Origin of the sequence: Kitasatospora sp. GAS204B (genome assembly GCF_029892155.1) — a bacterium.
In the GTDB taxonomy this organism is placed as follows: domain Bacteria; phylum Actinomycetota; class Actinomycetes; order Streptomycetales; family Streptomycetaceae; genus Kitasatospora.
The window spans coordinates 250,220-270,089 of record NZ_JARZAG010000002.1 but is presented as its reverse complement, the minus strand read 5'-3'; the positions used below and the strand labels follow the sequence as shown (position 1 = coordinate 270,089).

Annotated in this window: 18 protein-coding genes; 11 read left to right on the top strand and 7 right to left on the bottom strand. The window is 72.8% G+C overall.

Translation table 11 applies throughout. The features are described 5' to 3' along the window. Window positions 1–2 precede the first annotated feature (2 nt). Both P3T41_RS03835 and P3T41_RS03830 read left to right on the top strand, forming a co-directional pair. On the top strand, window positions 3–2,039 hold the full coding sequence (locus P3T41_RS03835) for a glycosyl hydrolase family 18 protein (protein WP_280687592.1): 2,037 nt from the start codon (window positions 3–5) through the stop codon (window positions 2,037–2,039). Between the two features lie 287 nt (window positions 2,040–2,326). Continuing rightward, on the top strand, window positions 2,327–4,282 hold the full coding sequence (locus tag P3T41_RS03830) for a tetratricopeptide repeat protein (RefSeq protein WP_280687590.1): 1,956 nt from the start codon (window positions 2,327–2,329) through the stop codon (window positions 4,280–4,282). Window positions 4,283–4,289: 7 nt separating this feature from the next. Here P3T41_RS03830 and P3T41_RS03825 read toward each other — a convergent pair whose 3' ends face one another. After that, window positions 4,290–4,709 (bottom strand): Fur family transcriptional regulator, encoded by a 420-nt coding sequence (locus P3T41_RS03825; RefSeq protein ID WP_280687588.1) that lies wholly within the window; start codon window positions 4,707–4,709, stop codon window positions 4,290–4,292. Between the two features lie 100 nt (window positions 4,710–4,809). Between P3T41_RS03825 and P3T41_RS03820 the strand changes: the two genes are divergently transcribed. Continuing rightward, window positions 4,810–6,291, top strand: coding sequence for a catalase (locus P3T41_RS03820; protein WP_280687586.1), 1,482 nt, complete (start codon window positions 4,810–4,812; stop codon window positions 6,289–6,291). Window positions 6,292–6,399: 108 nt separating this feature from the next. On the opposite strand, the gene hisN is transcribed toward P3T41_RS03820, so the two are convergent. From hisN to P3T41_RS03790, 6 genes are all read right to left on the bottom strand, one after another. Further along, complete coding sequence (hisN, locus tag P3T41_RS03815) at window positions 6,400–7,197, bottom strand: histidinol-phosphatase (protein WP_280687584.1); 798 nt, start codon at window positions 7,195–7,197, stop codon at window positions 6,400–6,402. Between the two features lie 71 nt (window positions 7,198–7,268). After that, window positions 7,269–7,814, bottom strand: a complete 546-nt coding sequence (locus P3T41_RS03810) for a Uma2 family endonuclease (RefSeq protein WP_280687582.1) — start codon at window positions 7,812–7,814, stop codon at window positions 7,269–7,271. Window positions 7,815–7,875: 61 nt separating this feature from the next. Continuing rightward, a complete protein-coding gene (locus P3T41_RS03805) occupies window positions 7,876–8,199 on the bottom strand; it encodes a multidrug efflux SMR transporter (RefSeq protein WP_280687579.1) in 324 nt (107 codons plus the stop codon). Between the two features lie 86 nt (window positions 8,200–8,285). Continuing rightward, the gene (gene rsgA, locus P3T41_RS03800; protein WP_280687577.1) at window positions 8,286–9,341 is read right to left on the bottom strand and encodes a ribosome small subunit-dependent GTPase A; all 1,056 of its coding nucleotides are present in this window, start codon (window positions 9,339–9,341) and stop codon (window positions 8,286–8,288) included. A gap of 16 nt (window positions 9,342–9,357) precedes the next feature. Next, window positions 9,358–10,689 (bottom strand): 3-phosphoshikimate 1-carboxyvinyltransferase, encoded by a 1,332-nt coding sequence (gene aroA, locus P3T41_RS03795; RefSeq protein WP_280687575.1) that lies wholly within the window; start codon window positions 10,687–10,689, stop codon window positions 9,358–9,360. A gap of 82 nt (window positions 10,690–10,771) precedes the next feature. Beyond that, on the bottom strand, window positions 10,772–11,479 hold the full coding sequence (locus tag P3T41_RS03790) for a M50 family metallopeptidase (protein ID WP_280687574.1): 708 nt from the start codon (window positions 11,477–11,479) through the stop codon (window positions 10,772–10,774). Between the two features lie 205 nt (window positions 11,480–11,684). Here P3T41_RS03790 and P3T41_RS03785 point away from each other — a divergent pair, with 205 nt between their 5' ends. The 8 genes from P3T41_RS03785 (at window position 11,685) to def (ending at window position 19,812) form a co-directional block, all read left to right on the top strand. Next, on the top strand, window positions 11,685–12,437 hold the full coding sequence (locus tag P3T41_RS03785; protein ID WP_280687572.1) for an SOS response-associated peptidase: 753 nt from the start codon (window positions 11,685–11,687) through the stop codon (window positions 12,435–12,437). 59 nt (window positions 12,438–12,496) lie between these two features. Then, window positions 12,497–13,120, top strand: a complete 624-nt coding sequence (locus P3T41_RS03780; RefSeq protein WP_280688018.1) for an alpha/beta family hydrolase — start codon at window positions 12,497–12,499, stop codon at window positions 13,118–13,120. 446 nt (window positions 13,121–13,566) lie between these two features. Further along, window positions 13,567–14,205: a sigma-70 family RNA polymerase sigma factor gene (locus tag P3T41_RS03775; RefSeq protein WP_280688016.1), complete on the top strand. Its 639-nt coding sequence runs from the start codon at window positions 13,567–13,569 to the stop codon at window positions 14,203–14,205. Beyond that, window positions 14,202–14,558 carry a mycothiol system anti-sigma-R factor gene (gene rsrA / locus P3T41_RS03770; RefSeq protein ID WP_280687571.1) on the top strand — a complete coding sequence of 119 codons (357 nt, stop codon included), beginning with the start codon at window positions 14,202–14,204 and terminating at the stop codon, window positions 14,556–14,558. The genes P3T41_RS03775 and rsrA overlap by 4 nt, the downstream gene beginning before the upstream one ends. 264 nt (window positions 14,559–14,822) lie before the next feature. Further along, window positions 14,823–16,310 (top strand): HD-GYP domain-containing protein, encoded by a 1,488-nt coding sequence (locus P3T41_RS03765; RefSeq protein WP_280687570.1) that lies wholly within the window; start codon window positions 14,823–14,825, stop codon window positions 16,308–16,310. Continuing rightward, window positions 16,307–17,878 carry an HD domain-containing phosphohydrolase gene (locus P3T41_RS03760; RefSeq protein WP_280687568.1) on the top strand — a complete coding sequence of 524 codons (1,572 nt, stop codon included), beginning with the start codon at window positions 16,307–16,309 and terminating at the stop codon, window positions 17,876–17,878. The genes P3T41_RS03765 and P3T41_RS03760 overlap by 4 nt, the downstream gene beginning before the upstream one ends. Window positions 17,879–18,119: 241 nt before the next feature. Then, window positions 18,120–19,106, top strand: a complete 987-nt coding sequence (locus tag P3T41_RS03755; RefSeq protein ID WP_280687567.1) for a hypothetical protein — start codon at window positions 18,120–18,122, stop codon at window positions 19,104–19,106. A gap of 52 nt (window positions 19,107–19,158) precedes the next feature. Continuing rightward, the gene (gene def / locus P3T41_RS03750; protein ID WP_280687566.1) at window positions 19,159–19,812 is read left to right on the top strand and encodes a peptide deformylase; all 654 of its coding nucleotides are present in this window, start codon (window positions 19,159–19,161) and stop codon (window positions 19,810–19,812) included. The last annotated feature ends 58 nt before the right edge of the window (window positions 19,813–19,870 follow it).

Sequence of the window (19,870 nt, the reverse complement as noted above, 5' to 3'; positions counted from 1 at the left end):
GAATGCGCAGAACCAGAAGATCGGCCGGGGCAGTGACTGCGGCGGCCGCCGTGCTGCTCGGCGGCGCGCTGTCCATGCTGGGCATGTCCCACGCCCAGGCCACCCAGAGCCCTCCGGTGACCACCACCGCCCCCACCAACACCACCGGTGCGCCCGCCACGTCGGGCGGCATCAAGGTCGCCTACTACGACCAGTGGTCGGTCTACCAGAACGCGTTCTACCTGAAGAACGTGGACACCACGGGTGAGGCGAGCAAGCTCGACTACCTGATCTACGACTTCGAGAACATCGACCCGACCAACCTCACCTGCTTCGAGGCCAACTCGGCCGCCTCGCAGGACGAGAACAACCCCAACGCGGGTGACGGCGCCGGTGACTCGTTCGCCGACTACGGCAAGACCTTCGCCAACGGCAACTCGGTGGACAACTCCACCGACACCTGGAACCAGCCGATCGCCGGCAACTTCCACCAGCTCCAGGAGCTGAAGGCGAAGTACCCCAACCTCAAGGTGGTTCTCAGCCTGGGCGGTTGGACGTACTCCAAGTACTTCTCCGACGCCGCCGCCACCGACGCCTCGCGCAAGAAGTTCGTCTCCTCCTGCATCGACATGTTCATCAAGGGCAACCTGCCTTCGCAGGGCGGCTACGGTGGTGCGGGGACCGGCAAGGGGATCTTCGACGGCTTCGACATTGACTGGGAGTACCCGGGCGGCGGCGGTCACCTGGGTAACCACTCCTCCACGGCGGACAAGCAGAACTTCACCGCGCTGCTTGCCGAGTTCCGCACCGAGCTGAACGCCCAGGGCGCGGCCGACGGCAAGTCCTACTCGCTCTCCGCGGCCCTGCCGGCCGGCCAGGACAAGATCTCGAACGTCGAGACCGACAAGATCGGCCAGTCACTGACCTTCGGCGACCCGATGACCTATGACATGCACGGCGGTTGGGAGCCCACCGGGCCGGCCAACCACCAGTCGCCGATCTACCAGAACCCGGCCGACCCCTCCAACCCGATCGCGCCCGGGACCTCCAAGTACTCGATCGACGAGGCGATCAAGGCCTACACGGTCGGCGACCCGCAGTACGGCATCCCGGGCGGGTTCCCGGCGAACAAACTCACCATGGGCGTGCCGTTCTACTACCGCGGCTGGACCGGTGTGCCGGCCGGCGGCAACCACGGGCTCTTCCAGACGGCCACCGGACCGGCGCCGGGCGCCGCGGACTCCGGCAACGTGGCCGGCACCCGGATGTACAAGGAGCTCTCCGGGGTGGTGGACAACCCCTCGGACACCTTCTGGGACCCGGTCTCGCAGGCCGCGTACTTCTACGACGGGACCAACTTCTGGACCGGTGAGGACGCCCAGTCGATCCAGGCCAAGGCCGACTACCTGCACTGCAACGGCATGGGCGGGACGATGATGTTCTCGCTCTACGACCTGGACCCGGCGGCCACGCTCTTCAACGACGTGGTCAACGACACCAACGGCTCCGCGTCCACCTGCCCGGCGCCGACCCCGACTCCGACGCCGACCCCCACGCCCACGCCGACCCCCACGCCCACGCCGACACCCACGCCGACTCCGACGCCGACCCCGACACCCACGCCGACGCCGACGCCTACGCCGACACCCACGCCCACCGGTCCGGGCGGCGGCATCGTGGCCAACGGCGGCTTCGAGTCCGGCTCGCTCGCCCCGTGGACCTGCTCCGGCAACCTGGGCTCGGTGGTGAGGAGCCCCGCGCACTCCGGCTCGTACGCCCTCGCGGGCGCCGCGAGCAGCGGCGACGACGCCCAGTGCGCGCAGACGATCACGGTCAAGCCCAACACCGGCTACACGCTCTCCGGTTGGGTGCAGGGCAACTACACCTACCTCGGGGTGACCGGCTCCGGCGCGGACTCCTCGACCTGGACCAGCGGTTCCGGCTGGTCCCAGCTCTCGACCAAGTTCACCACCGGCGCCTCGGTCACCTCGGTGACCGTCTGGGTGCACGGCTGGTACGGCCAGGGCACCTACTACGCGGATGACATCAGCGTGAGCTGAGACTTCGTGAGGTGAGTGACTGTGAACTGACGGAGGCGGTGTCACCCGTAAGCGGTGGCACCGCCTCCGGTACTATGGGCGAACAAAACTCGGTACATTCCCCGGCGCCGTTGGGTTTGTGGGGTGCAACTGTCGGGAAATCGACAAAGCGCTGAAGCAATCTCGCCCGCTTCGGTTCGGCCCGGCAAAATCGCCCGCGCCGGTGTACGCGAGTCTTCGGGTGATGCGACGATGGACCACATGGGGGACGGGGCACGGCAGTTGACGAGCCGTGGGTGGGAGTCGGCATGAGGCGCAGCGAGCACCGGCAGCAGGACCTCGACGCCGTGACCAGGCCCGCCGTGCCCACCGAGCCCGCCGTGGCCACCGAGTCCGTGGTGGATCCGGCGTCCCTGACCGCGCCTGTCCCCGCGCAGCGTGGCAGCCGGCCCACCGAGGCCGGGCGGGCCTACGGCCCGCAGAGCCTGGTGCACGTCCCGGTCCCGCAGGTGGCCGGGCGCTACCCCGCGCCCACCGACCCGGCCCCGACCTCGGTGGACGAGCCCGGGAGCGACTTCGACACCGCCTCCTTCGAGACCGAGCTGGCCGCCCGCGAGTCCGCCGCGCTGGAGGCCAGGCACCGGTCCGCCGCCGATGCGGGCGACACCAGCGCGGCCAGCCAGCTGGGCGCGCTGCTGCTGCGCCAAGGCGATCTGGACGAGGCTGAACCGTATCTGCGCAAGGCCGCGGCGGCCGGCCTGCGGGCCGCCGCCAACAACCTCGGCGTTCTGCTGCACCAGCGCGGCCACCGGGCCGAGGCCGGCGGCTGGTGGCGGCAGGCCGCCGTGGCGGGCAGCGCGCCGGCCGCGCACGCGCTCGGCCTGCACCTGCGCGACCACGGCGACGAGGAGTCCGCCGAGTACTGGCTGCACTTCGCCGCCGAGCAGGGGCACGCGCTGGGCGCCTACGCGCTGGGCGATCTGATGGAGCACCGGCGCGACGTGCGCGCCGAGCGCTGGTTCAAGGCCGCCGCCGACGCGGGCCACCGCGAGGCTGCTTACCGGCTGGCCCGGATGCGCGAGGCGGCGGGGGACAAGGAGAGCGCCGAGACCTGGTACCGCACGGCGGCCGTCCGCAGCCACGCCCGGGCCTCGCTGCGTCTGGGCGTGCTGGTCGAGGAGCGCGGCGCGCGCGACGAGGCGGCCCGCTGGTACCGGCAGGCGGCGCAGAACGGCGAGCCCCGGGCGGCCTGCGCGCTGGGCTTCCTGCTGCGCGACTCCGGCGACCTGCCGTCGGCCGCCGAGTGGTGGCAGGAGGCCGCCGAGGCGGGCGACGGCAACGCCGCCAACGCGCTCGGCGCGCTGCACGCGGGCCGCGGCGAGGACGGTGCCGCCGAGCGCTGGTACCGCGCCGCGCTGGAGGCCGGTGACCACAACGGCGCCTTCAACCTCGGCCTGCTCTGCGCGAGCGCGGGCCGCCAGGCGCAGGCCGAGCAGTGGTACCGCCGAGCTGCCTACGCCGGGCACCGGGAGGCCTGCAACGCGCTGGCCGTGATGCTGCTGCAGCGTGGCGACGAGTCCGGGGCCGAGCCCTGGTTCTCCAAGGCCGCCGAGGCCGGCAGCGTGGACGGCGCCTTCAACCTCGGCATCCTGCACGCGAACCGGGGCGAGCAGCAGCAGGCCCAGGAGTGGTACGCCAGGGCCGCCGCCGAGGGCCACGGCGAGGCGGCGCTGCAGCTCGCGGTGGTCAAGGAGCAGCGCGGCGATCTGACGGCCGCGATGGAGCGCTACCGTCAGGCGGCCACCGGCGGCTCCGCCGAGGGCGCCTTCCGGCTGGCCTCGCTGCTGGACCGGCGCGGGGACGCCTCCGAGGAGGCCGAGCACTGGTACGCGGTGGCGGCCGACGCCGGCCACGGCCGGGCCCAGGTGCGGATGGGCGTGCGGGCCGCCGAGCGCGGCGCGTTGGAGATCGCCGAGAGCTGGTACCGCAGGGCCGCCGAGACCGGCAGCCGCAGCGCCGCCTTCAACCTCGGCCTGCTGCTGGCCCGCCAGGAGCGCGAGGCGGAGGCGATGCTCTGGTACACCAGGGCCGCTGATGCCGGGCACGGCCGGGCCGCGCTGCGCCTGGCGCTGCTGGCGCTGCGCCGCGGTGAGCCGGTGCAGGCGGAGAACTGGTGCCGGCGGGCGACCGACTACGGTCCGCCGGAGGTGGCCGAGCGCGCGGCCCGGCTGCTGGACGCGCTGCGCCCGGAGCTCAGCGCCTGACGGTGGGTCAGGTGGCGGCGCGGCAGTCCGGGCAGAGTCCGCGGTAGGTGATCTCGGCGCCCGAGACGGCGAAACCGAACCGCTCCGCGTCCGGCAGCGCGGCCAGCGGGTCGGCGCTCGGGTGGACGTCCCGGATGGTGCCGCAGACGGAGCAGATCAGGTGCTGGTGGGCATGGTGCGCGTTGGGGTCGTACCGCTTGGCCCGGCCGTCCGTGCTGACCTCCAGCACCTCGCCGAGCTGCACCAGCTCGCCGAGGGTGTTGTAGACCGTCGCGCGGCTGATCTCGGGCAGGCGGTCGACCGCGCGGGCGTGCACCTCGTCCGCGGTCAGGTGGACGTGCTCGCCGTCGAGGACCTCGGCCACCACGCGCCGCTGTGCGGTGAGGCGCCAGCCCTGCTCGCGCAGACGGGTCAGGAGATCGCTCATGACTGGAACGATAGCAAGTTCTGAACTCGGATCCAGTGTTGACTTAGACAAAGTCCAAGTTAGGATCGAGTCACACGACCGGATGACGCGGAGGTGCTCCATGACTGCTGCCCACGAAGAGCTGCGGCCGACCCTGACCACAGAGGCCGGCGCGCCCGTTGCCGACAACCAGAACACCGAGACCGCCGGCATAGGCGGCCCCTCGCTGATCCAGGACCAGCAGCTGTTCGAGAAGCTCGCGCACTTCAACCGCGAGCGGATCCCGGAGCGCGTGGTGCACGCCCGCGGTGCGGCGGCCTACGGCACCTTCACGGTGACCGCGGACCTCACGCCCTACACCCGGGCGAAGTTCCTCTCCGAGGTGGGCAAGCAGACCGAGACCTTCCTGCGGTTCTCCACCGTGGCGGGCAACCTCGGCTCGGCCGACGCGGTGCGCGACCCGCGCGGCTTCGCGCTGAAGTTCTACACCGAGGAGGGCAACTACGACCTCGTCGGCAACAACACGCCGGTCTTCTTCATCCAGGACGCCAGCAAGTTCCCCGACTTCATCCACACCCAGAAGCGCGACCCGTACACCGGCTCGCAGGAGGCGGACAACGTCTGGGACTTCTGGGGCCTGTCGCCCGAGTCGACCCACCAGGTGACCTGGCTCTTCGGCGACCGCGGCATCCCGGCCAGCTACCGCCACCTGAACGGCTACGGCTCGCACACCTACCAGTGGCAGAACGAGGCCGGCGAGTACTTCTGGGTGAAGTACCACTTCAAGACCGACCAGGGAATCAAGAACCTGACGGCCGAGGAGGCGGGCAAGCTCGCGGGTGAGGATCCGGACAGCCACCAGCGCGACCTGCGCGAGGCGATCGAGCGCGGCGAGTTCCCGAGCTGGACCGTGCAGGTGCAGATCATGCCGGCCGCCGACGCCGCGGACTACCGCTTCAACCCGTTCGACCTGACCAAGGTCTGGCCGCACGCGGACTACCCGCCGATCGAGATCGGCAAGCTGGAGCTCAACCGCAACCCCGACAACATCTTCGCCGAGGTCGAGCAGTCGATCTTCTCCCCGGCGCACTTCGTGCCGGGCATCGGGCCCTCCCCGGACAAGATGCTGCAGGGCCGCCTGTTCGCCTACGCGGACGCCCACCGCTACCGGGTCGGCATCAACGCCGACCACCTGCCGGTGAACCGCCCGCACGCCACCGAGGCGCGCACCAACAGCCGCGACGGCCACCTCTACGACGGCCGGCACGGCCGCCAGAAGAACTACGAGCCGAACAGCTTCGGCGGTCCGGTCGAGACCGGTCGTCCGCTCTGGGCGGCCACCGAGGTCAGCGGCCCGACCGGCACGCACGCGGCGCCCGCGCACCGCGAGGACAGCGACTTCGTCCAGGCCGGCAACCTCTACCGGCTCTTCGCCGAGGACGAGAAGCAGCGGCTGATCGCGAACCTGGCCGGCTTCATCGCCAAGGTCTCCGCCGACCGCGAGGACATCGTCGAGCGCGCGATCGACAACTTCCGCCAGGCCGACGCCGACTACGGTCAGCGCCTGGAGGCCGCGGTGCGCGAGCTGCGCAAGCAGCGGTAGCGCCCACCCCATGACAGCGGTCCCCGACGATCAGTTGACTGGTCGTCGGGGCCCGCACCCATGTCCGCTGCGCTGACGGTGCGCTGACGGTGCGCTACTGACGTCGCGTCAGACGCTCAGCCGCCGCAGCGCCTCGTCGTGCAGCAGCCCGTTGGAGGCCACCGCGTCCGCGCCGCCCGGGCCGTCGATGCCGTCCAGGCCGGTGAACCGGCCGCCCGCCTCCTGCACCACGATGCACGGGGCGGCCATGTCCCACAGGCTCAGCTCCGGCTCGGCAGCGATGTCAACCGCGCCCTCGGCGAGCATCATGTACGACCAGAAGTCCCCGTAGGCGCGGGTCCGCCAGCAGGCCCGGGTCAGGTCCAGGAACGGGTCGAGCCGGCCGCGCTCCTCCCAGCCGCTCAGCGAGGAGTAGGAGAGCGAGGCGTCCTCGAGCCGGGAGACGCCCGACACCTTGATCCGTCCGGCCTTGGCCAGGCTGCGCCCGGCGTAGGCGCCCAGCCCCTTCGCCGCCCACCAGCGCCGGTGCAGCGCGGGCGCCGAGACGATCCCCACCACCGGCTGCTGCTCGCCGTCCGGGCCCTCCTCCAGCAGCGCGATCAGGGTGGCCCAGACCGGCACGCCACGGATGTAGTTCTTGGTCCCGTCGATCGGGTCGATCACCCAGCGCCGCGGCCCGGACCCGGCCAGCCCGAACTCCTCACCCAGTACCGCGTCCCGCGGCCTGGCCCGCTGCAGCACCCCGCGCACGTGCTCCTCGGCGGCCTTGTCGGCGTCGCTGACCGGCGTCAGGTCGGGCTTGGTCTCGATCTTCAGGTCCAGCGCCCGGAAGCGCTCCAGAGTGATCGAGTCGGCCGAGTCGGCGAGCACATGGGCGAGGCGGAGATCATCGTGGTAGTCGGCCATGGGTCGAACAGTAGCGAGCCGTCCGGTGAATCGACAGTTCGGCTCGCGTGGCGGACGGCCAGGACGGCCGGCTACTCGTAGACGGGGAAGCCGCTGGTGTCGAGCGTGAAGCCGAAAGGCTCGGGCAGATGGATCCCGCGGCCGAAGTCGAGGGTGACCGCGTCGGTGTAAGCGCCGAGTTCCACGAAGCAGTGCAGGGTGCAGAGTCGCTTGAACGGGTCGACGATCAGGTAGTACGGGATACCGAAGCGGGCGTAGAGGTCGACCTTGTCGACCAGGTCGGTGCCCCTGGTGCTCTTCGACAGCACTTCGGCCACCAGGGAGATGTGCTGGGCGGGGTAACTGCCCTTCAGATCGACCGGGGTCTCGGAGGGAAGGGCGAAGAAGTCGGGCTGAGGTTCGTCGGAGTACTCGGGGTGCCTGATGGTCTGTTCGGCGGCGACCTCCCAGCCCGAGCGTAGGGAGAACTGCCGGAGCAGATCGAGCTGGATCTTCCAGTGCAGGGGCGTACCGGATGGCGACACGACGATGTTCCCGTTGATGAGTTCCACCCGGTAGCCCTCGGGGACCTCGATCGAATCGAGGATGCGATGGCCACGTTCGTCGATGACGCTCATCGAGACCTCCTGAGAGCCGTTGCTGGCTCCCATGCTGGCACATCGCACCGACAGCCCGGAGTCAATGCCCGGACCCGCTCAGTTGCAGGCCCACCACGCCCGCGATGACCAACGAGATCGACACCAGCTTGAGGGCGGAGGAGGTCTCGTCCATCCAGACGATGCCGTAGATCGCGGTGCCGGCCGCGCCGATGCCGGTCCAGACCGCGTAGGCGCTGCCGACCGGCAGGTGCCTCAACGAGAGGGTGAGGAGGCCGAAGCTGCTCAGGGCGAAGAGCGCGAAGGCGATGGTCGGGCCGAGCCGGGTGAAGCCGTGGCTGAGCTTCAGGTTGATCGCGAAGCCGGTCTCCAGCAGCCCGGCGAGGATCACCATGAGCCATGCCATCGGGTCCCTCCTCGGCGATCGGCGGACCTTCGTCGGCGGACCTTTCAATGATCGCCAATCACCGGGTCGTCGCCACCTCGGATCGCTCAGTCGCCCTCGTGGGCCTCCTTGCTGGACAGCAGCCGGCGCAGTGAGTAGAGCCGGGCCTGATCGGCGTGGCCGTCCGCGACCCAGGCGTCCAGCGCGCAGTCGGGCTCGTCGTGGCTGCAGGCGCGCGGGCAGTCGACGGTGCCCGGTTCCAGGTCGGGGAAGGCGTGGATGACGCGGGAGGGGTCGATGTGCGAGAGGCCGAAGGAGCGGAAGCCGGGGGTGTCGATCACCCAGCCCGGGTCCAGCGCCTTCTTCGAGCCGGGCTTGACCCCCGGGGGCGGGGGCAGCCGCAGCGCGAGGGCCGAGACGGTGGTGTGCCGACCGCGCCCGGTGACCGCGTTGACCTGGCCGGTGGTCCGCTGGTGCAGCGGCACCAGGGCGTTGACCAGGGTGGTCTTGCCGACGCCGGAGTGGCCGATGAAGACGGTGGAGAGCCCGCGCAGCCGCTCCCGGACCGCCTCCGCGCCGGTGGTCGCCAACTCCTCGCGGCTGGTCACCACGTACTCGATGCCGAGCGGGGCGTAGGACTCCAGCAGCGGGGCGGCCGAGGCCAGGTCGGCCTTGGTGAGCACCAGCAGCGGGGTCATGCCAGCGTCGAAGGCCGCCACCAGGCAGCGGTCGATCAGCCGCGGGCGCGGCTCGGGGTCGGCGAGTGCGGTGACGATGGCCAGCTGGTCGGCGTTGGCCACCACGATCCGCTCGTACGGGTCGTCGTCGTCCGCGGTGCGCCGCAGTACCGAGGTGCGCTCCTCGACCCGGACGATCCGGGCCAGCGCGTCCGGCTCGCCGGAGAGGTCGCCGATCACGCCGACGATGTCCCCGACCACCACGCCCTTGCGGCCGAGCTCGCGGGACTTCATCGCGACGATCTCGCGTTCCTGCTTGGTCCCGGCATCGACCAGGCAGGTCAGCCGGCCCCGGTCCACGGTGAGGATCATCGCCTCGTCGGCGTCCTCGTGCTTGGGCCGGATCCTGGTCCTGGGCCGGGAGCCCTTGCGGCCCGGGCGGTTGCGGATGTCGTCCTCGTCGGCGTCTTTGCCGTAGCGGCGCATGGTGCTGTACTCCCGCTCAGTCCCGCGCCGTCGCCGGATCGAGCAACTCGCTCCACATCGCCGGGAAGTCCGGCAGCGTCTTGGCGGTGGTCGCCACGTTCTCCACCTGGATGCCGGTCACGGCCAGGCCGAGCACGGCCGCGGCGGTGGCCAGCCGGTGGTCCTCGTAGGTGTGGAAGACGCCGCCGTGCAGCGTGCGCGGGCGGATCCGCAGGCCGTCCTCGGTCTCGCTGACGTCGCCGCCCAGCTCGTTGATCTCCTTGGCCAGCGCGGCCAGCCGGTCGGTCTCGTGCAGGCGCAGGTGGGCGATGCCGGACAGGTGCGACTCGGAGTCGGCCAGCGCGGCGAGGGCGGCGATCACAGGGGTGAGCTCACCGACGTCGTGCAGATCGGCGTCGATGCCGTGGATCACGCCGGTGCCGCTGAACTCCAGGCCCGCGTCGGTGAAGCGGCATGAGCCGCCCATCCGGGTGTAGATCTCGCGCAGCCGGTCGCCCGGCTGGGTGGTGTGCCTGGGCCAGTCGCGGACGGTGACCCGGCCGCCGGTGACCAGCGCGGCGGCGAAGAACGGCGCGGCGTTGGACAGGTCGGGCTCGACCACCAGGTCGCGGCCGCGCAGCGCCCCGGGGGTGACCCGCCAGACGTCCTTCTCGCCGCCGTCCTCCGGCGCGTCGACCTGGACGCCGGCCAGCCGGAGCATGTCGACCGTCATCCGGATGTGCGGCAGCGAGGGGACCGGCCCGCCGATGTTGCGGACCTCCACCCCCTGGTTGTAGCGGGCGCCGGAGAGCAGCAGCGCGCTGACGAACTGGGAGGAGGCCGAGGCGTCCAGCTCGACGGTGCCACCCTCCAGCGCGCCGGTGCCGTGCACGGTGAGGGGGAAGCCGCCGCGGCCGCCGTCCTCGATCCGGGCGCCGAGGGCGCGCAGCGACTCGATCACGCCGTGCTGCGGGCGCTGGTGGCTGCGCGGATCGCCGTCGAAGTGCACCGGGCCGTCGGCCAGGGCGGCCAGCGGCGGCAGGAAGCGCATGACCGTTCCTGCGTTGCCCACGTCCACCTGGGCCGGGCCGCTGAGCTGCCCGGCCGGGATGATCCGCCAGGCGTCGCCGCCGCCGGTGCCGCCCGAGGAGTTGTTGACCTGCTCCTCGATGCCGACGCCGAGGGCCCGCAGGCCGTCCGCCATCAGCTGGGAGTCGCGGCTGCGCAGCGGCCGCCGCACCCAGCCCGGCTCGGCCGCCAGCGCGGCCAGGACCAGCGCCCGGTTGGTGACGGACTTGGATCCGGGGATGGTGACGGTCGCGTCGACTGCGGTGGTCGCGACGGGGGCGGGCCACGGGGTCTCGGTCATGCGGTCAGTTTAAGGGCGGGCCGGAAAAGGGCTTCGCCACCGTTTCGTCCTGTGGACAACTCAGGTCCTGTGGACAACCGCCTCAGCCCAGCAACTGGCTGCCGCCCGCGAGCAGGCAGGCCAGCGCCACCACCAGGAAGAGCGTGACCCAGAGCAGCGCGCCCACCCCGGTCAGCCGGGCCAGCTGGTCGGCATCGGAGTCGCGGGCCCCGCCGAGCCGGCGCTTGCGCTGCAGCTCGATCACCGGCCGCACCCCGGCCAGCAGCAGGAACCAGACGCCCAGGTAGGCGAAGGTGGCCTGCAACTGGGCGCTGCCGTACCAGGAGACGGCGAAGAAGGCGCCGCCGGTGAGCACCACCGAGAGCAGCCCGAAGGCGTTCCTGATCATGATCAGCATGGCGGCGAGCAGCAGGATCGAGATCCAGAGCAGCGCGGTGATCCGCCCGGCGGCCAGCAGCGCGGCGCCGCCCAGGCCGAGCAGCGAGGGGGCCAGGTAGCCGGCGGCGGCGGTGAGGATCATGCCGGGCCCGGTCGGCCGCCCGGAGGAGACGGTCAGCCCCGAGGTGTCCGAGTGCAGCCGGATGCTGTCCAGCCGGCGCCCGGTCAGCAGCGCCACCAGGCCGTGACCGCCCTCGTGCGCGATGGTCACCACGTTGCGGCTGACCCGCCACAGCGGGTGCGGGAGTATCGCCAGCAGCGCGGCCGCGGCGCAGCCGAACACCAGCCAGTGCGGCGGGTCCGGCTGGGTGCCCAGGACCCGCTGCCAGACCTCGCTGATGCTGTGGTTCATGATCGTCCTTGCCGTGCCCGGGTGTTGAGGAAGCCAGCAGCCTCCCATGCGAGGACCACAAGGGGGTAGCCGCCGGTTCCGGGTCGGCGATGAGTCGGCGATGAGTCGGTGATCAGCAGGGGATGAGTCGGTGGTGCGCGGGCGGTGCGGCGGCGCCGCGCGGCGGCCCGGAACAGCGGCCGACGGGACGTGGGAGGCTAGCGATATGTGTGGTCGATTCGCGGCGAGCACCAAGCCGGAGGACATCGTCGAGCTCTTCGACGTCAGCGGGTGGGACCCGGCCGACACCGTGCCGCCCAGTTGGAACGTGGCCCCGACCGATCCGGTCCTCGCCGTCCTGGAGCGGGTGCCCAAGGGCGAGCGCGAGCCGGTGCGCCAGCTGCGGCAGCTGCGCTGGGGCCTGGTGCCGGCCTGGTCGAAATCGCCGGAGACCGCGGTCAAGATGATCAACGCGCGGGCCGACACCGTGCACGAGAAGCCCGCGTACCGGCAGGCCTTCGCCTCCCGCCGCTGCCTGCTGCCGGTGGACGGCTACTACGAGTGGCAGACGATACCGAGCGTCAGCGGCGGCAAGCCGCGCAAGCAGCCCTTCTTCGTCAGCCGGGTGGACGGCGCGCCGCTCGCGCTGGCCGGGCTGTACGAGTTCTGGCGGGATCGCTCCGTCCCGACCGACCATCCGCGAGGCTGGCTGGTCACCTGCACCATCGTGACCACCGAGGCCGAGCCGCTGCTGGCGCCGATCCACGAGCGGATGCCGCTCTTCCTGCAGCGCGAGACCTTCGACGACTGGCTGGATCCGGGGCTGGACGACGCCGAGCACGCCCGTTCGCTGCTGGTGGCGCCGGCGCCCGGGCTGCTCAAGGCGACCCCGGTCGGCTCGGCGGTCGGCAACATCCGCAACAACCACCCGGGGCTGACCGAGCCGGCCACCCCGGAGTCCGAAGGGGCGCTGTTCTGATGGCCGTCGAGCGGAGCGTCGAGCACGGCGCGGTCGAGCACAGCCTGGTCGAGCACGGCATGGTGGACACCCCGGCGGGCCCGGCGCGGATCAGCCGGTACCCGGCCCGCGGGCGGGCCCGGGCGGTGCTCGGCCTCGGGCACGGCGCGGGCGGCGGGATCGAGGCGCCGGACCTGGTGGCGCTGGCCGCCGCGCTGCCGGCGCACGGCATCACCGTCGCGCTGGTCGAGCAGCCCTGGCGGGTGGCGGGCAAGAAGCTGGCCCCCGCGCCGAAGACGCTGGACGCCGGCTGGCTGCCGGTCGCCGAGCGGCTGGCCGCCGAGGGCCTGCCGCTGGTGGTCGGCGGCCGCAGCGCGGGCGCCCGGGTGGCCTGCCGGACCGGCGCGGCGAGCGGGGCCGTGGCGGTGCTGGCGCTCGCCTTCCCGCTGCACCCGCCCGGCAGGCCGGAGCGCTCCCGGGTGGCCGAGCTGCTCGGCACCGGGCTGCCGACGCTGGTGGTGCAGGGCGAGCGGGACAGCTTCGGCACGCCGGCGGAGTTCCCGGCCGAGCGGCGCCCGGTGCCGATCCCGTACGCGAACCACGGCTTCGCGCTGCCCAAGTCGGCGCCGCTCGGGCAGCCGGCGGCGCTGGAACTGCTCTGCGCGGCCGTCGCCGACTGGCTGGCCGGACTGCCGCTGGACTGAACGCTCTACGGCTCGGCGGCCGGGCGGGCCGGCACCCGGCCCGCTGGCGCGTCCGGGGGATCCGTGCGCGCCGGGAATGCGCGGGCGAGCAGGTTGGTTGACGCCATCGTCAGTGGTGCCCAGGTGGAAAGGCGGCGCACATGGGTTCGATCGCGTGCCCGGAGCGGCCCGAGGAGCAGAGCGCACAGAGTGCCTTCCTCCCATGGTCGGAGTGGCTGGTCGCGGGCGAGAAGCCCGCGAGCCCGATATCCTCCGTTCCGGGTCGGCTCGCGGTGAGCCGTGCTCGATTCAGCGAGGAGGTGGGTCCGGTCGTCGCGACCGAGGACGAGCCGAACATGGACCTGGGCGGGGACGAACCGCAGACCGGGTCCGGGCAGTCGGCCGAGCCGCCCGCTGCCGAGTGGTCCGCCACGGAGCCGCCGAGCGGTGACGAGCTGGCAGAGGCGATCGGGGAGGACACCTTCCGGGTGTCCGCCGAGGAGACCGAGGAGGCGCGCCGAGCGCGCTTCGAACGGGACGCGCTGGGCTACCTGGACCCGATGTACTCGGCCGCGCTGCGGATGACCCGCAACCCGGCCGACGCCGAGGACCTGCTGCAGGAGGCCTTCGCCAAGGCGTACGCCTCCTTCCACCAGTTCCGGGAGGGCACCAATCTCAAGGCCTGGCTCTACCGGATTCTGACCAACACCTTCATCAACTCGTACCGCAAGAAGCAGCGGGAGCCCCAGCGCACCGCCGCCGAGGAGATCGAGGACTGGCAGCTGGCCCGGGCCGAGTCGCACATGTCGACCGGTCTGCGCTCGGCCGAGACCCAGGCGCTCGACCACCTGCCGGACAGTGACGTGAAGGACGCCCTCCAGGCGATTCCCGAGGAGTTCCGCATCGCGGTCTACCTCGCGGACGTCGAGGGCTTTGCATACAAGGAGATCGCCGACATCATGGGGACCCCCATCGGTACGGTGATGTCCCGGCTGCACCGAGGCCGCCGCCAACTGCGGGGCATGCTGGAGGACTACGCCCGCGAGCGCGGGTTGGTCCCGGCCGGCAGCGGGGCTGGGCGCGAGGCGAAAGGCACGGGCTCATGAGCTGCGGAGGTCCGCACGCCACGGACTGCGGCGAGGTGCTTGACCACCTCTACGAGTTCCTTGACAACGAGATGGCCGAGGGCGACTGCGCCAAGCTGCGCGAGCACTTCGACGAGTGCTCGCCCTGCCTGGAGAAGTACGGCCTCGAACAGGCCATCAAGGCCTTGATCAAGCGGTCCTGCGGGTGTGATGACGCCCCGTCGGATCTGCGCAGCAAGGTGCTGGCCCGGATCGACAGCATCCGGGCCGGGCAGCGCGGCGGCGAGCCGGTGGTCGAGTTGGACCCCGCCGCCCCCGTGCACGGGGACGCCGGAGTGCTGACGGCCTCGCAGACGGCGACGCCGGCCGAGTAGTCGAGCCGAGTAGTCGATCGAGAGGTTCGGCAGTCGAGTGGTTCTTCGCGTGGGGCCCGGGAGCGATCCCGGGCCCCACGGTTGTTGCCGCGCGGTGCCGCCACTCCCCGGTCGTGACAGGGCGTCAGTTCCCTTGTCTCACTCGATCGGGTGAGCGTGTCCCGCGCTCCGGCGGGTATCGAGCGCTGACGGGCCCAGCCGCCGCGGTGGAGCCCTATCCTCCTCAGACGAGCCTGTCGGCGAGTTGGGGAGGCTGAGATCGCTGTGGATCGCGGGGGCCGCGCGCTCCCTGAGCAGACACCGGCGCGGCTCCCCGCGGCGGCTTTCGGCTATGTCCTGCTGGTGCTCGGGGCGGCCGCGCTGGCGCCGCTGCCGCTGCTGCCCGGGCTGACGGCCCGGCTCGGGCTGCCCGGCTGGCTGGGCGGCCCGGTGGACTGGCCCAAGGTCGCGCTGCTCGCCTTCCTGCACGCCTGCTGGGAGTCGGTGGCCCAGGGCCTGCCGACCCCCTGCCTGCGGCTGGCCCGCGGGCTGCACCGACTGCTCGGCCGCGGCGGTGGGCCGCGGGCCGGGCTGGGGCCGGAGCCGGTCCGGCCGAGTGCCCACACCTTCCTGCCGGTGCTCTTCGCCGGGGTGCTGATGCTGCCGCCGGCCGCCGCCGCGCTGGTCGCCCTGCCCGCCGCGCTGACCGGTGCGACGGCCGCCCCCCGGGTGCTGCGCCGGGCCTGGAACGCCGCGCAGTTCGCGCTGGCGGCTTGGCCGGCCGCGGCCCTGTTCCATCTGCTGGGCGGTCCCCGGCTGCTGTTCGGCTCCCGCTACCCGGCGGCGCTGCTGCCGGCGTTGGCCGCCGTCCTGGTGTTCTGCCTGGTCAACGGGGTGCTGGTGGCCGGGATCCGGCTGCTGGCCGAGCGCTGCCCGCCGGCCGAGCTGCGCCGGGGCGCGCGCAGCGTGCTCAGCCCCGCCGCCTTCGTGCACGCGCTCGGCGGCCTGATGGTGGCGGTGCTCTGGCAGGGCCCGTACGGCGCCTTCGCGGCGCTGCTCGCGCTGCTGCCGCTCTCGGTCTCGGCCTGGGTCTTCGCCCAGGGGCACCGTGAGCGGGCCGCGCACCGGGCCACCGTGGAGGCGCTGGTGCAGGCGGTGGAGATCAAGGACGCGTACACCCGGGGCCACAGCGAACGGGTCGGCCGGGCCTCGGTGCTGATCGCCGGTCAGCTCGGCATGACCGGTGAGCGGCTGCGCACCCTGCATTTCGCGGGGACCCTGCACGATGTCGGCAAGCTCGGCGTGGCGACCGAACTGCTGCGCAGGAACGGTCCGCTGACCGACGCCGAGCGCCGGGCCGTGGAGGTGCACCCCGAGTACGGGCACGATCTGGTGCGCGGCATCGACTTCCTGGGGGAGGCGCACGCCGCGATCCTGCACCACCACGAGCGGATGGACGGCCGCGGCTATCCGCATGGGCTGGCCGGTGACCGGATCCCCGAGTTCGCCCGGATCATCGCGGTGGCCGACGCTTTCGACTCGATGACCTCCACCCGCTCCTACCGGCGCGGCCGTCCGGTGTCGGAGGCGGTGGCCGAGCTGCGCCGCTGCGCGGGCAGCCAGTTCGACCCGCTGATGGTGGAGGCGCTGGTCACGGCGGTGGACCGGTGCGGCTGGCAGCCGGTGCTGCCGCCGGCCCCGGTGGCCGATGAGGCCGTGCCGGACATCCCGCTCGGAGTCCCGGAGCCGGCGCCCCGGACGGCGGCGCGGTGAGCGCGGCCGGCGGGACGCGGCGGGTGCTCGCCGCCGCTCCCGACCGGGCGGTGAGCGGGGCCTCACTGGTCCGGGCGGCGGCGCTGCTCCTGCTGGCCGGCGCCCTCGCCGCCGTTCTCGCACACGGCCTGACGGACCCTCAAGTTGCCCTGGCCTTCGGTGTCCTGATCGCGATCGGCGAGGCGGCCCGGGTGGCCGACGCCGGCGGGGGTGGGAGTGGGGGCCAGGCGCCGCTGGGTGCCGCGGCCGGGCTGGCCTACGCGCTGCTCGGCCCGCTGCGTGGCCTGCCGACCGGGCACGGGGTGCTCCAGGTGGTCGCCGTGGCCGGAAGCGGGCTGGCCCTCGGGGCGCTGGTCCGGGCCCTGGTGCGCGGCGGCGGGCGGTTACGGCGCGCGGAGCGTGAGCGGGAGCGCGCGCTGGGCGCCGTGCCGCGCCCCCGGCGGACACCGGTCGGCGGGCCGCTTCGGGGCGCGGCGCGGGTGCCCGTCCGGGAGCCGGGTGGTGCGCCGGCGGAGCCCGTTCGTCCGCAGCCGCGGCACGCTCGGCCGCCTGCCCGTTCAGCGGGTCGATTCTCGGCCTGGGCGTCCGCCCGGCTGCCGGGCCGGGTGCCCGGCCACGGCCCGGTCACCCGCTACGACGGCGCCGCCCGGCGGCTGCTCACCGTGGCCTTCGCCGCCACCCTCTTCCAGCCGCTCTACAACAGCGGCGCGCTCGATCGGATCCCGCTGGCCGGCCCCGCCTACGGCGTCTTCCTGGTGCTGGTCGCCGCGCTCGCCGGCCTGGCCGACGTGGTGCTGGCCACCTGCCAGCGGCGCGGCGGCGGCCGGTTCGGCCCCGCCCTGGAGGCGGAGCTCCGGGCGCTGTCCGGGATCGGCTCGGCGATCGCCGCCACCGGGATGCTGGTCAGCCTGGCGGCCGGCGAGGTCGGCCTCTGGGCGTTGCCGGTGTTCTGCCTGCCGTTGCTGCTCGCCCAGGCCTCGTTCCGGCGGGCCGCCGCCGTCCGGGCCACCTACGGGCAGACCATCGCCACCCTGGCCAAGGCCACCGAGGTGGCCGGCTACACGGCGCCGGGGCACGCGCGCCGGGTCGCGGACACGGCGTGTGCGCTCGGCCGCGAGCTGGGCCTGAGCACCCATGATCTCGCCCTGCTGGAGTACGCCGCGCTGATGCACGACATCGGTCAGCTCTCGCTGGTCGAGCCGGTCCGGGGCGGCGCCACCGCCGTGCTGCCCGAGCCCGAGCAGCAGCGGATCGCCAGGCTGGGCAGCGAGGTGATCCGCTGCACCGGGGCGCCGGGACCGGTCGCCGAGCAGGTGGCCCGGCTGGCCGACCCGCTGCTCGGCCCGGACGGCCGACCGGACCGCAGCCTGCCGCTGGCCGCCCGGATCATCCGGGTGGCCAACGCCCACGAGGACCTCACCGGACCGGCGGAGCAGGGCGAGGCGGCGCTGCGCGTGCTGCGCGCGCAGAGCGGGCGGACCTATGACCCGGTGGTGGTCGCGGCGCTGGAGCGGGTGCGGGCCGCCGGTGGCGGGCCGTGCGCGGTGGCCCGGACCGAGAGCGGGTGACCCGGCAGTCGGTGACGCAGCGTGATGGATTGCGTGGGAAGCGCACCCTGCCGCCGCCGTGGTTGGATGCGGTCGTAGCGTGGAACACCCGAGCAGGGGCCACCCGCCCCCTCGGTCCCGACCACAGCAACGGGTAGCACACCGTGCGGAACGCGAGTCGGCCGTCCCCGGCAGGAAGTGCCGGGAGCGGTCAGGCTCTCAGAGGACTCAGCAGAACCGAGCGGACAGGCGGCAGGGCAACGTGAAGATCTTCCACCGGGCACGGCATCGGCCGTCCGCCACCTGGCGGCAGACGACCGACCGGGCCTTCACGCTGATCGGCGACGGGCGTTACGAGGACGCCGGCGCACTCCTGGTGATGGCCGCCGACCTGGAGCCGTGGCTCTCCGACTCCTGGTTCAACCTGGCCCTGCTGCACAAGTTCCGCCGGGACTGGGAGCAGGCCAGAGTGGCGGGCCTGCGCGCGGTGGCGCTGCTCGACCGCGACCAGGGCGCGCCGGACTGGTGGAACCTGGGGATCACCGCCACCGCGCTGCAGGACTGGCCGCTGGCCCGCCGGGCCTGGCAGGCCTACGGCCTGCGGGTGCCCGGCAGCGGTCCGGCGCCGGACGCCCCGGTCCAGCTGGACCTGGGCACCACGCCGGTGCGGCTCTCGCCGGAGGGCGAGTCCGAGGTGGTCTGGGGCCGCCGGCTCGACCCGGCCCGGGTGGAGGTGCTCTCCATCCCGCTGCCCTCCTCCGGCCGCCGCTGGGGCGAGGTGGTGCTGCACGACGGTGCGCCGCACGGCGAGCGGGTCGCGGCCGGCACCGCGTACCCCGTCTTCGACGAGATCGAACTGTGGGCACCCTCCCCGGTGCCCACCTACGTGGTGCTGTTGCAGGCCGCCACCGAGGCCGACCGGGACGCGCTGGAGCGGCTGGTGGCCGAGGCCGGCTACGCGGCCGAGGACTGGACCTCCTCGGTGCGACTGCTCTGCCGGGCCTGCTCGGAGAGCCGGATGGCCACCGACGACGGCCGCACCGCGCACCACGACCCGCACGACGACGGCGACGCCGCGCACCCGGGCCACCTGAGCCACCTCAGCCAGGGCAGCGGCGGCATGGCCTGGTTGACCGAGCGCGAGTGCGGGATCGCGGCGCCGGCCGGCCTGGTCCGGTTGTTGCTGGACCGCTGGGTGGCGGCAGCACCGCCCAGCCGTGCCTACCGGGACGTGGAAGAGGTCTGCTGACGCGGTCTAGGCTGGTGGGGTTCCTGAGCAGGCCCACAGAAGCGGAAGATCGATGGCGGAGCAGCACGAGCACACGCACGACCACGAGCACGGTCATGACCACGCGCAGGCCGAGCCGGCCGAGCAGGCTCCGGTCAAGGTGATCGGCGAGGAGCCCGATCTCACCAAGGGCACCGCGCGTCCGATCACCGTGGTCGGCAACCCGGTGCTGCACCGCGCGTGCAAGGTGGTCACCGAGTTCGACGGCGGGCTGTCCGCGCTGATCGACGACATGTTCCAGTCGATGTACGCGGCCGCGGGCGTCGGTCTGGCGGCCAATCAGATCGGCGTGGACGCCAAGGTGTTCGTCTACGACTGCCCGGACGACGACAACGTCCGGCACATCGGGCACGTGATCAACCCGGTGCTGGAGGACCTCCCGGTCGACCGCCGCACCCTGGACGACGGCAACGAGGGCTGCCTCTCGGTGCCCACCGCCTACGCCGAACTGGCCCGCCCCGACTACGCGGTGGTGACCGGTCAGGACAAGGACGGCAACCCGATCCGGGTCGAGGGCAACGGCTTCTTCGCCCGCTGCCTGCAGCACGAGACCGACCACCTGAACGGCTACCTCTACATCGACCGGCTCTCCAAGCGTGACCGCAAGGACGCGCTGCGGCAGATGGCCGAGGGCACCCCGACCTATGCGACGGTGCCCAACGACTGACGGCCCCTCGGCCGTTGAACGCGATCGCCCCGCCGGCAGCTGCCGGCGGGGCGATCGC

What these genes read in the sequence shown, in the direction of transcription:
- P3T41_RS03785 (WP_280687572.1), top strand. Translation starts at nt 11,685, where the DNA reads ATGTGTGGTCGATTCGCGGCGAGCACCAAGCCGGAGGACATCGTCGAG.
- hisN (WP_280687584.1), bottom strand. Translation starts at nt 7,197, where the DNA reads ATGGCCGACTACCACGATGATCTCCGCCTCGCCCATGTGCTCGCCGAC.
- P3T41_RS03790 (WP_280687574.1), bottom strand. Translation starts at nt 11,479, where the DNA reads ATGAACCACAGCATCAGCGAGGTCTGGCAGCGGGTCCTGGGCACCCAG.
- P3T41_RS03820 (WP_280687586.1), top strand. Translation starts at nt 4,810, where the DNA reads ATGACTGCTGCCCACGAAGAGCTGCGGCCGACCCTGACCACAGAGGCC.
- P3T41_RS03830 (WP_280687590.1), top strand. Translation starts at nt 2,327, where the DNA reads ATGAGGCGCAGCGAGCACCGGCAGCAGGACCTCGACGCCGTGACCAGG.
- P3T41_RS03835 (WP_280687592.1), top strand. Translation starts at nt 3, where the DNA reads ATGCGCAGAACCAGAAGATCGGCCGGGGCAGTGACTGCGGCGGCCGCC.
- rsgA (WP_280687577.1), bottom strand. Translation starts at nt 9,341, where the DNA reads ATGCGCCGCTACGGCAAAGACGCCGACGAGGACGACATCCGCAACCGC.
- P3T41_RS03805 (WP_280687579.1), bottom strand. Translation starts at nt 8,199, where the DNA reads ATGGCATGGCTCATGGTGATCCTCGCCGGGCTGCTGGAGACCGGCTTC.
- aroA (WP_280687575.1), bottom strand. Translation starts at nt 10,689, where the DNA reads ATGACCGAGACCCCGTGGCCCGCCCCCGTCGCGACCACCGCAGTCGAC.
- def (WP_280687566.1), top strand. Translation starts at nt 19,159, where the DNA reads ATGGCGGAGCAGCACGAGCACACGCACGACCACGAGCACGGTCATGAC.
- P3T41_RS03825 (WP_280687588.1), bottom strand. Translation starts at nt 4,709, where the DNA reads ATGAGCGATCTCCTGACCCGTCTGCGCGAGCAGGGCTGGCGCCTCACC.
- rsrA (WP_280687571.1), top strand. Translation starts at nt 14,202, where the DNA reads ATGAGCTGCGGAGGTCCGCACGCCACGGACTGCGGCGAGGTGCTTGAC.
- P3T41_RS03810 (WP_280687582.1), bottom strand. Translation starts at nt 7,814, where the DNA reads ATGAGCGTCATCGACGAACGTGGCCATCGCATCCTCGATTCGATCGAG.
- P3T41_RS03780 (WP_280688018.1), top strand. Translation starts at nt 12,497, where the DNA reads ATGGTGGACACCCCGGCGGGCCCGGCGCGGATCAGCCGGTACCCGGCC.